This window comes from Streptomyces sp. NBC_00448, assembly GCF_036014115.1.
Classification (GTDB): Bacteria; Actinomycetota; Actinomycetes; order Streptomycetales; family Streptomycetaceae; genus Actinacidiphila.
Map to the genome: position 1 here is coordinate 7,412,136 of NZ_CP107913.1, position 14,601 is coordinate 7,426,736.

General features: G+C 72.8%; 10 protein-coding genes and 1 pseudogene. 9 read left to right on the plus strand and 2 right to left on the minus strand.

The window, feature by feature from the left end; genetic code table 11:
* Positions 1-159 precede the first annotated feature (159 nt).
* Both OG370_RS31940 and OG370_RS31945 read left to right on the plus strand, forming a co-directional pair.
* Complete coding sequence (locus tag OG370_RS31940; RefSeq protein ID WP_328470377.1) at positions 160-1,509, plus strand: class I SAM-dependent RNA methyltransferase; 1,350 nt, start codon at positions 160-162, stop codon at positions 1,507-1,509.
* Between the two features lie 540 nt (positions 1,510-2,049).
* The gene (locus tag OG370_RS31945) at positions 2,050-3,939 is read left to right on the plus strand and encodes an exo-alpha-sialidase (RefSeq protein ID WP_328470379.1); all 1,890 of its coding nucleotides are present in this window, start codon (positions 2,050-2,052) and stop codon (positions 3,937-3,939) included.
* Here OG370_RS31945 and OG370_RS31950 read toward each other — a convergent pair.
* Positions 3,908-4,987, minus strand: a complete 1,080-nt coding sequence (locus tag OG370_RS31950; RefSeq protein ID WP_328470381.1) for an acetylxylan esterase — start codon at positions 4,985-4,987, stop codon at positions 3,908-3,910. The two genes, OG370_RS31945 and OG370_RS31950, sit on opposite strands and share 32 nt — an antisense overlap.
* A 252-nt stretch (positions 4,988-5,239) precedes the next feature.
* Positions 5,240-5,923: pseudogene (locus OG370_RS31955) on the minus strand (FadR/GntR family transcriptional regulator); the annotation flags it as partial.
* Positions 5,924-6,149: 226 nt separating this feature from the next.
* Between OG370_RS31955 and OG370_RS31960 the strand changes: the two are divergent.
* The 7 genes from OG370_RS31960 (at position 6,150) to OG370_RS31990 (ending at position 14,555) form a co-directional block, all read left to right on the plus strand.
* A complete protein-coding gene (locus OG370_RS31960) occupies positions 6,150-7,754 on the plus strand; it encodes an ABC transporter substrate-binding protein (protein ID WP_328470383.1) in 1,605 nt (534 codons plus the stop codon).
* Between the two features lie 78 nt (positions 7,755-7,832).
* Positions 7,833-8,783, plus strand: a complete 951-nt coding sequence (locus tag OG370_RS31965) for an ABC transporter permease (RefSeq protein ID WP_328470385.1) — start codon at positions 7,833-7,835, stop codon at positions 8,781-8,783.
* A gap of 1 nt (position 8,784) precedes the next feature.
* Positions 8,785-10,920 (plus strand): dipeptide/oligopeptide/nickel ABC transporter permease/ATP-binding protein, encoded by a 2,136-nt coding sequence (locus OG370_RS31970; RefSeq protein ID WP_328470387.1) that lies wholly within the window; start codon positions 8,785-8,787, stop codon positions 10,918-10,920.
* On the plus strand, positions 10,917-11,915 hold the full coding sequence (locus OG370_RS31975) for an ABC transporter ATP-binding protein (RefSeq protein ID WP_328470389.1): 999 nt from the start codon (positions 10,917-10,919) through the stop codon (positions 11,913-11,915). The genes OG370_RS31970 and OG370_RS31975 overlap by 4 nt, the downstream gene beginning before the upstream one ends.
* Positions 11,912-12,841 carry a dihydrodipicolinate synthase family protein gene (locus OG370_RS31980; RefSeq protein ID WP_328470391.1) on the plus strand — a complete coding sequence of 310 codons (930 nt, stop codon included), beginning with the start codon at positions 11,912-11,914 and terminating at the stop codon, positions 12,839-12,841. The genes OG370_RS31975 and OG370_RS31980 overlap by 4 nt, the downstream gene beginning before the upstream one ends.
* Positions 12,838-13,740, plus strand: a complete 903-nt coding sequence (locus OG370_RS31985; RefSeq protein WP_328470393.1) for an ROK family protein — start codon at positions 12,838-12,840, stop codon at positions 13,738-13,740. Before OG370_RS31980 ends, OG370_RS31985 begins: the two co-directional genes overlap by 4 nt.
* Positions 13,737-14,555: an N-acetylmannosamine-6-phosphate 2-epimerase gene (locus OG370_RS31990; protein WP_328470395.1), complete on the plus strand. Its 819-nt coding sequence runs from the start codon at positions 13,737-13,739 to the stop codon at positions 14,553-14,555. Before OG370_RS31985 ends, OG370_RS31990 begins: the two co-directional genes overlap by 4 nt.
* The last annotated feature ends 46 nt before the right edge of the window (positions 14,556-14,601 follow it).

Sequence of the window (14,601 nt, forward strand, 5' to 3'; positions counted from 1 at the left end):
TCGCGGGCGGTCGGTCGCGGTAGATCGGTCGGTCGTCGCGGTCCGTCGGTCGCGGGCGGTCAGCGGCGGGTGGGCGCGCACGTAGACTGGGCGGTCGCCGTCCCCCCGCCGACCAGACCGGCGACCCGCCTCGCCGTCCACCCCAGGAGCAGCGCCGCCATGCAGACCGATTCCGCCCCCTCGCTGGTCGGCCACGAGTTCGAGGTCGAGGTCGGGCCGGTCGCACACGGCGGCCACTGCGTGGCCCGCACCGAGGCCGGACAGGTGCTCTTCGTCCGGCACGCCCTGCCCGGTGAGCGGGTCGTGGCCCGCGTCACCGAGGGCGACCAGGACTCCCGCTTCCTGCGCGCCGACGCCGTACGCGTCCTGGAGCCCGGCAAGGACCGTGTCGAGCCGCCCTGCCCGTTCTCGGGACCGGGCCGCTGCGGCGGCTGCGACTGGCAGCACGCCACCCCCGGCGCCCAGCGACGGCTCAAGGCCGCCGTACTCACCGAACAGCTCGCCCGGCTGGCCGGCCTCACCCCCGAGGAAGCAGGCTGGGACGGCACCGTCGCGCCCGCGCCCGGCGACAAGGTGAGCCAGGCCGACCTGGACGCCGGCGCCCCCGCCGTGCCCGCCTGGCGCACCCGCGTGCAGTACGCGATCGACGCCGAGGGGCGGGCCGGGCTGCGCAAGCACCGCTCGCACGACGTCGAGGTGATCGACCACTGCCTGATCGCCGCGCCCGGGGTCAGCGAACTCGGCGTCGAGGACCGCAACTGGCCGCAGATCGCCACCGTCGAGGCGATCGCCGCCACCGGCTCCCACGACCGCCAGGTCGTGCTCACCCCGCGGCCCGGCGGCCGGCTGCCGATCGTCGAACTCGACAAGCCGGTGTCCGTCCAGCGCATCGGCGAGCGGGACCACGCCGTGCACCGCGTGCACGGCCGCCCGTTCGTCCGCGAGCGCGCCGCCGGCCGCACCTGGCGGGTCGGCGACGGCGGTTTCTGGCAGGTGCACCCGAAGGCCGCCGACGTCCTGGTCGAGGCCGTCATGCAGGGCCTGATGCCGCGCAAGGGCGACATGGCGCTCGACCTGTACTGCGGGGTCGGCCTCTTCGCGGGAGCGCTCGCCGAACGTGTCGGGGAGCGCGGCGCGGTGCTCGGCGTCGAGTCCGCCAAGCGTGCGGTCGAGGACGCCCGGCACAACCTCCAGGACCTCGACCGGGTCAGGATCGAGCACGGCAAGGTCGAGCAGGTGCTGCCCCGTACCGGCATCACCGAGGCCGACCTCGTGGTCCTCGACCCGCCGCGGGCCGGTGCCGGCCATGCCACTGTCCGGCAGATCGCCTCGCTCGACGCCCGCCGTATTGCCTATGTCGCGTGCGACCCCGCGGCCCTGGCCCGGGACCTGGCGTGGTTCGCCGAGGAGGGCTACCGCCCGTTGCGGCTGCTGGCCTTCGACCTCTTCCCGTTCACCCACCACATGGAGTGCGTGGCGATCCTGGGCCCGACCGCGAAGACCTCCTGACCCGCGGGTCGCGCGGGCTCGGACGCCGGGCGAGGCCCGGAGCGGCGCGGGGGCGCAAGCACATCGGCAACGTGTTCCTCAAGCTCGGCCTGCCGCAGAGCGACAGCGACCCCGCAGGGTGCTCACGATCTCCGTGGTCCTCGCGGCGTCGCGGCCTTCGCCTGCCTGAACACGAGATCCCTCACGCGAGGGATGAGCGCCGGACCGGCGAGCCGCGCCGTACGGCCGGGGGAGTCCACGGCGCCAACTCCCCTTTGGTTCCCGCGTGTTGCGGCGACCGGTCGGCGTCTCGCACGGCTTGACGCCGGGCTCCCGCGGGCTCCCGATCCGTGGATCTGCCTGCCGCGCGCGCCGTGCCCGCGCGGAAGTCCTTGCTGCCCGGTCCTCTTGACGGGGCACCACCTCACTCGTAGGGTCCCGGACAACCGACATCTGATGTCGTTCATCAGTTATCAGATGTTGTCCGGGAGTTCGCGCTGTTCCGGCGCCGTGCACCGGCCGTCCGTCGATCCAGCACCCCCACCCCCCGAGGAGCCCGCTGTGACCGAAAGATCCCCGCGCATCCGTCCGCCGCGCCGGAAGGAGCGGCCGGCGCGGACCGCGCACCGGAAGGCGTCGCCACAACGGCTGTTGCTGCTGCTGGTCGCCGTACTGGCCGCCCTGGTGGCGCCGTTGGCCACCGCGGCGCCCGGCAGCGCCGCCACCGGAACCCAGTCGGCGGTGGGCAGCCAGGACTGCAACAGCAGCAGAATCCGGTTGGAGTTGCTCAACCCGACCGCGTCGGCGACCACGTTCACCGTGACGTGGAGCGGGTACGGCAGTTGGACGCCCTCGGTCGCCGCGGGCGACCGCACCGACCTGTTCTTCACCAAGCCCGGCGGCACCGCGTACTCCTTCCACGTCACCACCCCGCAGGGCCTGGACACCACCGTGGCCGGCACGCTCGACTGCAGTACGGCCCTGGGGGCGCAGGTCAGCCTGGACTGCCCGCGCACCACGGACGGTTCGCAGCCCGCCACCCATGTGCTGCGGATGACGCTGGTCAACCACTCCGCCGCCGCGCAGGTGTTCACCGTCGCCTGGCCCGGCCGCAGCGGCAGCGCTTGGACGCGGACGGTCGCGGCCGGCGCTTCGGACGCCACGCTGCTGTGGACGGTGCCGAACGGCACGCCTTACTCGTTCACCACGACGACGGCGAGCGGCTTCAGCCGTACCGAGTCGGGCGCCGCGACCTGCGGCCTGGCGGCCGGCACGCCGGGGATGAACGCGCAGACGCTCTTCAGCACGACGACCCCGATCGAGGGGCTCAACCGGCTGTCCGCCGACGGCTCGACGTATGAGACGTACACCGGCACCGTGGCCTCGGTCCGTATCCCCGCGATGGCGGTCACGAACTCCGGCACGGTCCTGGCGATGGCCGACGCCCGGGTGGACGGCAACTCCGACCTCGGCGGCGGCACCAACAACATCCAGACGGTCATGCGGCGCAGCACCGACGGCGGCGCGACCTGGTCCACGCCGAAGGTGGTGCTGCACGCGCCGACCACCAGCGAGGGCTACGGCGACGCGAGCCTGCTGGTCGACCGGACCGCGGGCCCGCACGGCACGGTCTACCTCTTCGACAACTACTCGCCCGCCCCCGGGGTGGGCTACTACGGTTCCGCGGCCGGCTCCAACTCGGCGACCGACACCACCGCCATGCACATCCGCTATATCACCTCGACCGACGACGGTCTGACCTGGAGCGCTCCGGTCGACCTCAACCCGCAGGTGAAGAGCGTGAGTTGGGCGGGCATGTTCGCCTCGTCGGGGCACGGCATCCAGCTGGCGAGCGGTCGCCTGGTGCAGCCGATCGTCTACCGGGAGGACGGCGCCGACCACGCCGCCGACATCTACTCCGACGACCACGGCGCCACCTGGCACGCCGGCCCCGCGGCCGCGACCGGCGTCAACGAGAGCAAGGTCATCCAGCGCGGCGACGGCAAGGTGGTGCAGAACCTCCGCTCGAACAGCGGCGGCAACCGCTGGTACGCCACCGCCGGCGACGCCTCGCCGGCCGGTGCGACCGACGTGGCCAGTGACTTCGGCCCGGCCTGGAACTCCGGTCTGGTCGACCCGGGTTGCAACGCCGACGAGATCTCCTACCTCAAGCCGACCCAGGTGGGCCCGACCGGGTCCCCGCTCACCACCCCGGTCACCCTGGCGAGCAACAACGCCTCGGCGAGCAGCCGTTCGGAGCTGACGGTGCGGGTCAGCCAGGACGACGGGGCGAGTTGGCCCTACCAGGCCCTGGTCAAGTCCGGGGACGCGGGCTACTCGACGCTCGCCGTCCTGGGCAGCGGCGCGGCCGCCGACCTCTACGAGATCGGCGACACCGGCGGCATCGTCTACTCCGACTTCACCCTCGACTGGGCGAAGCAGGACCACTGACGGCCGCTGCGTGAGCGCTTCCGGCGGCCGGCTCGGGAGGCTCGGAAGCGAGAGCACGCGGTTCGGGAGCGGCAGGGCCAGGCCCCAGCCGCTCCCGGACCCACACCAGTTGCCGGGCCCGGTGGAACTCCCCGCCGCCCTCGTGCCCGTTGAAGTGGTAGACCGCCAACTCCTTCGGGCCGGCGTACGCGTGGTAGGCCGCTATGCAGGTGGACGGCGGGCAGATCTGGTCCATCATCGCCACCGAGAACAGGGCCGGGGCGGTGGCGCGGGGCGCGAAGTGCAGGCCGTCGAAGTGGTCGAGTTCGGCGAAGAGTTCCTCGGCGCGCTCCCGGTGCAGGGCGAGGTAGGAGGCGATCTCGGTGTACGGCGGCAGGGCGGCGCGTTCGGCGCCGCGCCGGATGTGGCACAGGAAGGGGACGTCGGCCATGACCCCGGCGAGTCCCGGCACCAGGCCCGCCACGGCCAGCGCGATGCCGCCGCCCTGGCTGAAGCCGGTGACCACGATCCGGTCGGGGTCGATCTCCGGGTGGCTGCGGGCGGCTTCCACGCAGCGGGCCGCGTCGGTGAACAGCCGCCGGTAGTAGTGGTCGTCCAGCCGGCCCGTGCCGCGGGTGAGGAAGCCGGGCACGGGACCGTGCCCGGTGCCGCCGCCGTCGGGGGTCGCGCCGGGCGCCGCCGACCAGCCCTGGCCGCGGGTGTCCATGACCAGGTGGGCGTAGCCGGCCGCGGCCCAGGTCAGGTTCTCGTGCGGCAGTCCGCGGCCGCGGCCGTAGCCGAGGAACTCCACGACGCAGCCGAGCGGTCCGGCCGGGGCGGCGGGCAGCCGCAGCCAGCCGCGGACCGGTTCGCCGTCATATCCGGTGAAGGTGACATCGCTCACGCGGATCGCGGGCAGTCCGGCGTCGACGGCGTCGAACCGCGGTGGCCGTGCGGCCCGCGCGGCCTCTTCGAGGGTGCGGGTCCAGAACGCGTCGAAGCCGGCGGGCGCGGGCTGCTCGGCGCGGTACTCCAGGCATTCCGCCAGGGTGAGGTCGGTCAGGGGCACGCCGGGCTCCTCGCAGGGGCAGGGCGGGACATCTGATGTCTGATGTCCCTCTCCGGCGGGAATCTAGGCGGAGTCCCCGGCGGCGTCAAGGCGGCGCCCCACCCGGCGGGGTGCGATGACGGCGGTCTCCCGACCTGCGGACCTGCCGCCGTCGCCGCCCTTGCCGCGCTTCCCCGCGCGGGTCCCGGCGCCGGCCGCGGCCCCTGTTCCGGCGTCCGGTCCGGCCTCTGCCCCGGCGCCGTCGTCCTGCGGCCCGGCGGAGCGCGCATCGGCGATCCGGCGACGCACCGGCGCGTAGTGGTCGGAGACGGCCGCCGCGAAGGCCGCCGCGTCCCGGGCGCGGGCGGCCTCGACGATCCGGCGGTGGTGGTGCACCGTCTCGACCTCGTCGGCCCGGCTGATCCCGTTCAGGTGCGGGGCGACGATGATGTAGACGTCCCAGAACGCGGCGGAGAGCTGCCCGATCAGTTCGTTGCCCAGCGGGGCGACCAGGAGGGCGTGGAAGGCACGGTCGGCCTCGACGAAGCCGGTGCCGTCGCCGCTGCCGGACGCCTCCATGTCGTCGACCAGGGTGTCGAGGGTCTCCACCTCGGCGGCGTCGAGCGCGGCCACGATCCGGTCGGCCATGCCGCGCTCGAACAGCTCGCGCATGTCGGCCAGTTCCAGCATGAGCTGCATGTCGTCGTCGCGGTCGAGCAGGCCACGGAACGTGAGGCTCTCCACCAGCGCGGACAGCCCGAGCCGTCCCACGTAGGTGCCGTGGCCTCGGCGGACCTCCACGATGTCGAGGACGTCCAGGGTCTTGACGGCCTCGCGGACGCTGGACCGGCTCGCGTCCAGTGCCTCGCAGAGCTCGTTCTCGGTGGGCAGGAGGTCGCCCGGACGGAGCCCATTGTCCAAGATGTAGCGTTTGATGCCTTCGCTGACCTCGTGCATCAGCAGGCGGCGGCCCCGCCCGTTGCCGGAGTTACGACTTGCGTCCACCCCTTGACCCCTCTCGTCCTGACGACTACGGTCCACCCTACCAGGCATCAGACATCTGATGTCGTATGTTGCGCAGAGTGTTCTCGACGTTCGGCCTACCCTCACCGAAGATCCGTTCGGCAGACACCCCGGCGTCCAGCCTCGTCACCGTCCATTCCTTCCTGTTCCGGAGGTTCCTGTGTCTTCTCGACGGACACCCGCCAGAGTCGATCGCCGTGCTTTCCTGCGGTATTCCGGTGCGGTCGGCGCGGCCGCCGCCTTCACCGGCACCCTCGCCGCGTGCGGCGGACCCTCCTCGACCACGGACAGCGGTTCCGGTTCCGGCGGCGGAACGGCCGGCAACACGATCACTGCGGGTATCTCGTACGCCCTGTCCACCGGGTTCGACCCGATGACCTCCTCCGGCGCCACCCCGGTCGCGGCCAACTGGCACGTCTTCGAGGGGCTGGTGGACCTCAACCCGGTCACCCTGTCGGCCCGCCCGGCGCTGGCCACCGCGATGCCGGCCAAGGTCGACGCGACGACGTACCGCGCCACCCTGCGCGAGGGCGCGACCTTCCACGACGGCTCCGCCGTCACCTCGGACGACGTCGTCTTCAGCGTCCAGCGCATCCTGGACCCGAAGAACGCGTCCCTGATGGCGCAGTTCCTGCCGTTCCTCGACTCCGCCCGCGCGGTGGACGCGCACACGGTCGAGTTCAAGCTGAAGTACCCGTTCGCGCTCTTCCCCTCCCGGATATCGGTCGTCAAGGTCGTGCCGAAGAAGATCGTGCAGGCCGACGAGAAGGCGTTCGACGCCAAGCCGGTCGGCTCGGGCCCGTACTCGCTGGTGTCGGCGACCCGTGAGGACAAGATCGTCTTCAAGAAGTACGCCAAGTACAACGGACGTTACCCGGCCAAGGCCGCGACGATGACATGGAACCTGCTCTCCGACGCCTCCGCGCGGGTCAGCGCGATGGAGTCCGGCCGGGTCGAGGCCATCGAGGACGTGCCGTACATCGACATGGCCGGCCTGAAGCGCAAGTCGACCGTCGAGTCGGCCTCGTCCTTCGGCAACCTCTTCCTGATGTTCAACTGCCGGAAGAAGCCGTTCGACGACCCGCGGGTGCGCCAGGCCCTGCACTACGCGCTGGACACCGAGAAGATCATCGCCACCGCGATGTCCGGCCAGGCCACCCCGGCCAGCGGCTACCTCCAGCCCAGCCACCCCGACTACGTCAAGGCCAGTACCGTCTACGGCCACGACCCGGCCAAGGCCAAGGCGCTGCTGAAGGCCGCCGGCGTCAGCGGCCTGAAGGTCACCGTGCTGACCACCGACACCTCCTGGGTGCAGGACATCGCGCCGCTGGTGAAGGAGAGTTGGGACTCGGCCGGCATCAAGACCACCCTGAGCATCGGTCAGTCCTCGGCCCAGTACGCGAAGATCGACACGGGCGACTACGACCTGCTGGTCGCGCCCGGCGACCCGTCGGTGTTCGGCAACGACGTCGACCTGCTCATGCGCTGGTTCTACGTCGGCACCTGGCCCGAGACCCGCTACCACTGGTCGGGCACCGCCAAGGGCAAGCAGGTCGTCTCGCTGCTGGACCAGGCCGCCCGCAGCGACGACGCGAAGGCGCGCGCCGCCCTGTGGTCCCAGGTCACCGACATCGTCGCCGACCAGGTGCCGCTCTACCCGATCCTGCACCGCAAGCTGCCCACCGCGTGGAACGGGCACGCCCTGACCGGGTTCAGCCCCGTGCCGACCACGGGCCTGTCGTTCCTCGGTGTGTCCCCGGCCTGAACCGCCGGGCCGGCGCCTGTCCCGCCAGTCGCCGGCCCGCACCACCAGTCGTCCAGGACCTACCGCTAGGAACACCCGATGTTCGCTTTCCTCCGGCTCGCGCTGCGCCGCGTGGCGATCATGCCGGCGATGATCCTCGGCATCACCCTGCTGGTCTTCGTCGTGCTCCAGTTCTCTCCCGCGGACCCCGCCTACAACGCGCTGGGGGAGAACTCGACCGCCGCGGCCCGCGCGGCGTTCGCCCAGGCGAACGGGCTCAACGACCCGCTGCCCGTCCGTTACTACCACTTCATCGTGCAACTGCTGCACGGCAACCTCGGCGTGACGGTGCCGCCGAGCCAGCCGGTCGCGCACCGCATCGCCGTCGCGTTCCCGCTCACCTTGCAACTGACGCTGCTGGGGCTGCTGATCGCGATCGTGCTCGCGGTCCTGCTCGGCGTGATCGGCGCGGTGTACCGGGACCGCTGGCCCGACCACGTCTTCCGCGTGGTGTCGATGGCCGGTGTCGCGGTGCCCTCCTTCTGGCTGGGCGTGCTGCTGATCCAGCGGTTCGCCCTGGACAGTTCGTGGTTCCCGACCGGCGGATACGTCAACCCGGGCGACTCCTTCACCGGCTGGCTGCGCTGCATGACGCTGCCGTCGATCTCGCTCGCGGTCCCGGTCGCGGCCTCGCTGGCCCGGCTCATCCGCACCTCGATGGTCACCGAACTCGACCGCGACTACGTGCGCACGGCCACCGGCAACGGCCTGCCACCGACGCTGGTCATCCGCTCCGTGCTGCGCAACGCACTGGTCACGCCGCTCACCGTGCTGGGCGTCAAGGTCGGCTACCTGCTCAGCGGCGCGGTCGTGATCGAGACGATCTTCGACCTTCCGGGCATGGGCAAGCTCATCCTGGAGGGCGTCACCGGTGGCGACGTCGCCCTGGTGCAGGGCACCGTCCTGACGATCGCGCTCGCCTTCCTGGTCGTCAACGTCGTCGTCGACCTGCTCTACCTGCTGGTCAACCCGCGCATCAGGACGGTGTGAGATGTTCCTGTTCACTGGCCCCCAACGCATCGTGGCCAAACTCTCCCGCCCGGGCATCCGCTTCCGCGCGCTGCCCCTGGCCTCGCGGATCTCGCTGGTCGTCCTGCTCGTCGTGGCGCTCGCCGCGGTGTTCGCGTCCTTCATCGCGGACAACCCGCTGACCACCGGCATCCCGGTCCAGGCGCCGAGCGTCCACCACTGGTTCGGCACCGACCGGGTCGGCCGCGACATCTTCGCCCGGGTCGTCTACGGCTCCCGCTACTCCCTGGTCATCGGCCTGGGCTCGACGGCGGTGGCCGTCGTGGTCGGCGCGATCCTCGGCTCGCTGGCCGCCACCTCGCCCAAGTGGGGCGACGAGACGGTCATGCGGGTGCTGGACGTCGTCATGTCCTTCCCGCCGATCGCGCTGGCCGCGGTGCTGGTCACCGTCTTCGGCTCCAGCGTGCCGGTCCTGATCTTCACCATCGCGTTCGTCTACGTGCCCTCGCTCGCCCGGGTGGTGCGCGCCAACGTGCTCGCGCAGTACGGCGAGGACTACGTCGCCGCGGAGAAGGTCATCGGCGCCCGGCGCGCGTACATCGTGCTGCGGCACGTGGCCGTCAACTGCGCCGCGCCCGTCATGGTGTTCGCCACGGTCCTGGTCGCCGAGGCGATCATCTTCGAGGCGAGCCTCTCCTTCATCGGCGCCGGTGTGCAGGACCCCGAGCCGAGTTGGGGCAACGTGCTCTCCTACGGCCGGCAGATCCTGCTCTCCGGCGGCTGGTGGGCCACGTTCTTCCCCGGGCTGGTGCTGCTGATCACCGTGCTGGCGCTGAACATCCTGTCCGAGGGGCTGACCGACGCGTCCGCGTCGCCGGGCGCCGCACGGGTGGAGCCGGTGGCGACGGCGGTGGCTGCGGGGGGCGACGCGTCGCAGGCATCGGTGGAGGTGTCGGCGGAGCCGGTGGGGTCCGTGGCGGGTGCGGCGGGTGCGGCGGGTGCGGCGGGCGGGCCGGCGAAGGGCGGGGTGTCCGAGTCGGGCACCGCACCCGCGGCGAAGGGCGGGGCGTACGACGACCGTGCCGACGTCGAGCGCAGCCTCGTCCTGCTCGCCGAACGCATGACCGCCCATCCGCCGGTGATCCGGCCGGTCCCGGCCGACGCCCCCGACCTGCTGACCGTCCGAGACCTGTCGATCCGCTTCCCCGACCGCTACGGCGACGTCCCCGTCGTCGACGGCATCTCGCTGACCGTCCGCGAGGGCGAGACCCTCGGCCTGGTGGGGGAGTCCGGCTGCGGCAAGAGCATCACCAGCCTCGCCGTGATGGGCCTGCTGGCCCGCAACGCCGAGGCGAGCGGAACCATCGAGTACCGCGGCCAGGACCTGCTCGGCCTCGCCCCCCGGCAGCGCCGCGCGCTCGCCGGCAGCGAGATCGCGATGGTGTACCAGGACGCCATGTCCTCGCTCAACCCGTCGGTGCTGGTCGGCCGCCAGTTGCGCCAGCTCACCTCGCGCGGCGGCACCCGTACTCCGGCCGAACTCCTCGAACTGGTCGGGCTGTCCCCCGAGCGCACCCTGCGCAGCTACCCGCACGAGCTGTCCGGCGGACAGCGCCAGCGGGTGCTGATCGCGATGGCGCTGTCCCGCAGCCCCCGGCTGCTCATCGCCGACGAGCCGACCACCGCGCTCGACGTGACCGTGCAGGCCCAGATCGTCGAACTGCTGGTCCGGCTCAGGGACGAGCTCGGCTTCGCGATGATCCTGGTCTCCCACGACCTGGCCCTGGTCAGCGGGCTCGCCCACCGGGTCGCGGTGATGTACGCGGGGCAGGTCGCCGAGACCGGCGACACCCGCGCGCTGCTCACCGACCCCGCCCACCACTACACCCGCGGGCTGCTCGGCTCGGTCACCTCGCTGGAGTCGGGCGCGGCCCGGCTGCACCAGGTGCACGGTGTGGTCCCGGCGCCGCAGTACTTCGGCGCCGGCTGCCGGTTCGCGTCCCGCTGCGAGGCGGCGACGGAACTGTGCCGCACCCAGGCGCCCGGGCTCGGCGGACGGCCTGGCGCGGACGAGGAACCCGGCGGCGAGGCGGGACGGCACGGCTTCGCCTGCCACCACCCGGCGGAACCCGTACTGCTGCAAAGGAGCGGACGATGATCCGGCTCGAAGACGTCCACGTCCGGCACCGGGCCCGGGGCGGCGGCCTGTTCAAGCACGACGCCGTGCACGCGCTCACCGCAGCCGAACTGACCGTGGAGCGCGGTGAGATCGTCGGCCTGGTCGGCGAGTCCGGCTGCGGGAAGTCCACGCTGGCCCGCGTCCTGATCGGACTGCAGCGGCCCACCGAGGGCCGGGTGCTCTTCCGCGGCGAGGACCTGTGGGACATGCCCGCCGCCCGGCGGCGCACCGAGTTCGGATCGTCGGTCGGGGTGGTCTTCCAGGACGCCTCGACCGCGCTGAACCCGCGCATGCCGGTGGGCCGCATCCTGCGCGACCCGCTGGACGTGCACCGGCGCGGCACGGTACGCGACAGGGAGCGCCGGGTCGTCGAACTCCTCGACCTGGTCGGGCTGCCCAGCCACACCCTGCACGCGTTGCCCGGTCGGCTCTCCGGCGGGCAGCGCCAGCGCGTGGCCATCGCCAGGGCACTGGCCCTGGGCCCCGAGCTGATCGTCGCCGACGAACCGACCAGCGCCTTGGACGTGTCCGTACGTGCCCAGGTGCTCAACCTGCTGATGGACCTGCGCGCCGAACTCGGCCTCGGCATGGTCTTCATCTCGCACGACATCCAGACCGTCCGGCACCTGTCCGACCGGCTGGCCGTGCTCTACCTCGGCCGCATCGTCGAGGAGGGCCCGGCGGAGCAGGTCTCCAAGAAACCGGCCCACCCGTACACCGAGTCGCTCTTCTCCGCCACGCCCAGCCTGCTGGAGACCACCGAGCGGATCGTGCTGAACGGTCCCGTCCCCTCCGCCACCCGCCCGCCGAGCGGTTGCCCGTTCCGTACCCGCTGCTGGAAGGCGGACGACGCCTGCGCCGACGTCTTCCCGGCGCCGACCGCGGACGGCTCGCACCGCTGGCACTGCGTACACCCCCAGATCCCCGCACCGGCGGCCACCGCCACGCGGCCCGCTACAAGGAGCAGTTCGTGAAGCCCCGCACCACCCCCTTCTCGGGGGTCATCCCGCCCGTCGTCACCCCGCTCGCCGCTGACGGCACGGTGGACACCGTGTCGTTGGAACGCGTGGTCCGGCACCTCATCGACGGTGGTGTCGACGCGCTGTTCGCGCTGGGCAGCTCGGGCGAGGTCGCCTACCTGACCGACGACCAGCAGGACATCGTCCTCGACGTGGTGGTCAAGACCGCGGCCGGGCAGGTCCCGGTGCTGGCCGGCGCCATCGAGACCACCACCAACAAGGTGATCGAGCGCGCCAGGAGCGCGACCGCGAAGGGTGTCTCGGCGATCGTCGCGACCGCCCCCTTCTACACCCGCACCCACCCCACCGAGATCGACCGGCACTTCCGGCAGATCGCCGCGGCCAGCGAACTGCCTGTGCTCGCCTACGACATACCGGTGTGCGTGCACAGCAAGCTCTCCCGCGAACTGGTCCGCACCCTCGCGGCCGACGGCGTCCTCTCGGGTGTGAAGGACTCCAGCGGCGACGACGTGTCCTTCCGTCAGCTCGCCCTCGACCTGCGCGACCAGTCCGGCTTCGCGCTGCTCACCGGGCACGAGGTCGTCGTCGACGCGATGCTGCTGGGCGGCGCCGACGGCTCGGTCCCGGGCCTGGGCAACGTCGACCCGCACGGCTACCGGCGGCTGCACGACGCCGCCGCGCGCGGCGACTGGGCCACCGCCCGGGCCGAACAGGACCGGCTGGCCCGGCTCTTCGAGATCGTCGCCGTGGCCGACCCGGCCTCCGCCTCCGGAACGGCCGCCGGGCTCGGCGCGTTCAAGACCGCGCTCGCCGTCCTCGGGGTGATCTCCGCGAACACCGTCAGCCCGCCGATGCGCCCGCTGACCGCCGAGGAGACCGACCGCATCACCGCCATCCTCGAACAGGCGGGGCTGCGATGACGCTGCTCGCCGGGGTGGACATCGGCGGCACCAAGACGGCCGCCGCCCTGATCACCCCCGAGGGCACGCTGCTGGAACGCACCTCCCTCGCCACCCCCGCCGCCCAGGGCCCCGCCGCCGTCCTCGACGCGGCGGCCCGGGCGGTGGCCCAGCTGGGCCGGCCGGTGGCGGCGGTCGGCGTCGGCAGCGCGGGCGTCATCGACCCGCACACCGGCCGGGTCCGGTCGGCCACCTCCGCACTGCCCGGCTGGGGCGGCACCGACCTGCGCGGGCTGCTCGCCACCCGGCTCCAGGTCCCCGTCGCGGTGGACAACGACGTCAACGCCCACGCGCTCGGCGAACACTGGCTCGGCCTCGCCGCCGGCCACGGCTGCGTCCTGCTGCTCACCGTCGGCACCGGGGTGGGCGGTTGCCTCCTCGTCGACGGCCGCGTCCACCACGGCGCCGGCGGCGCGGCCGGTGAGGCCGGCCACCTGCCGGTCCCGGCCGCGGCCGGGCTGCCCTGCCCCTGCGGCGGCCACGGCCACGCCGAGGCCGCCGCCTCCGGACCCGCGATGACGGCCGCCTACCGGCAACTCGCCGCCGCATCGGACGCGACCCTTCCGCGGATCAACTCCCTCGCGGAGGAAGGAGATCCGACCGCCCGGACCGTCCTGCGCACCGGCGCCACCGCGCTCGGCGAGGCCATCGGCGGTCTCGTCAACGTCCTCGCCCCCGACCTCGTCATCCTCGGCGGCGGCGTCAGCCGCTCCGGCCCCGTCTGGTGGGACACGCTCCGGGAGACCGTGGCCGCCCACCTGCTACCCGCGGTGGCCGGCACCCCGGTGCGCGCGGGTGCGCTCGGCGACGACGCGGCGCTGTACGGTGCCGCGTTCCTCGGGCGGGAGGTGCTGGCATGAGCGGGCACGACCGTCCCGCCCCTGCGCCCGGGAGCGCCGGGAGCGCCGAGGGACCCGGGGGGCTCGCAGCCACCGGTGGGGCCGCGGCGACCGCCGGAGCCGGCACCGGCAGCACCTACCGGACGGGTCAGGCCCGTGCCGGAATCCTGGAACGGCTGCGCGGACGGCTGATCGTCTCCTGCCAGGCGTACCCGGGGGAGCCGCTGCGGGACCCGCTGATCATGCGTCAGATGTCGCTCGCCGTACTGGAAGGCGGTGCGGCCGGCATCCGCGCCCAGGGTCTCGACGACCTGCGTGCCATCCGCGCGGTGACCGACGTCCCGCTGATCGGCCTCTGGAAGAACGGCACTTCAGGGGTCTACATCACCCCGACTGCGCGGCATGCCCGCGAAGTCGCGGCGACCGGCGCGGACATCGTGGCCGTGGACGCGACTTTCCGTCCGCGGCCCGGCGGCGAGACGTTGGAGCAGACCGTCACCGCCGTACACCAGGTCGGCCGGCTCCTCATGGCCGATGTCTCCAGCTACGAGGAGGGCATCGAGGCGGCCGCCCTCGGTGCCGATGTGGTCGGCACCACCCTGTCCGGTCACGTCGGCGGAGCTCCCCATCCGCAGGGTCCCGACCTCGACCTCGTCGCCCGGCTCAGTGCGGCGCTGTCCGTCCCGGTGCTGGCCGAGGGGCGTATCCACACTCCCGCGCAGGCCCAAGCCGCCCTGGACGCGGGTGCTTTCGCGGTCGTCGTGGGCACGGCCATCACCCACCCGACCAGCCTCACCCGGTGGTTCGCCGAGGGGATGGGGCAGGCCGGCGGATAGCGCGGTCGACAGCCCGGACGACAGCCCGGCGAGCGGTCGGCTCTGC

Bases quoted from the DNA above. Each gene is read 5' to 3' on its own strand.
- OG370_RS31940 (WP_328470377.1), top strand. From the start codon at position 160: ATGCAGACCGATTCCGCCCCCTCGCTGGTCGGCCACGAGTTCGAGGTC.
- OG370_RS31985 (WP_328470393.1), top strand. From the start codon at position 12,838: ATGACGCTGCTCGCCGGGGTGGACATCGGCGGCACCAAGACGGCCGCC.
- OG370_RS31990 (WP_328470395.1), top strand. From the start codon at position 13,737: ATGAGCGGGCACGACCGTCCCGCCCCTGCGCCCGGGAGCGCCGGGAGC.
- OG370_RS31965 (WP_328470385.1), top strand. From the start codon at position 7,833: ATGTTCGCTTTCCTCCGGCTCGCGCTGCGCCGCGTGGCGATCATGCCG.
- OG370_RS31975 (WP_328470389.1), top strand. From the start codon at position 10,917: ATGATCCGGCTCGAAGACGTCCACGTCCGGCACCGGGCCCGGGGCGGC.
- OG370_RS31970 (WP_328470387.1), top strand. From the start codon at position 8,785: ATGTTCCTGTTCACTGGCCCCCAACGCATCGTGGCCAAACTCTCCCGC.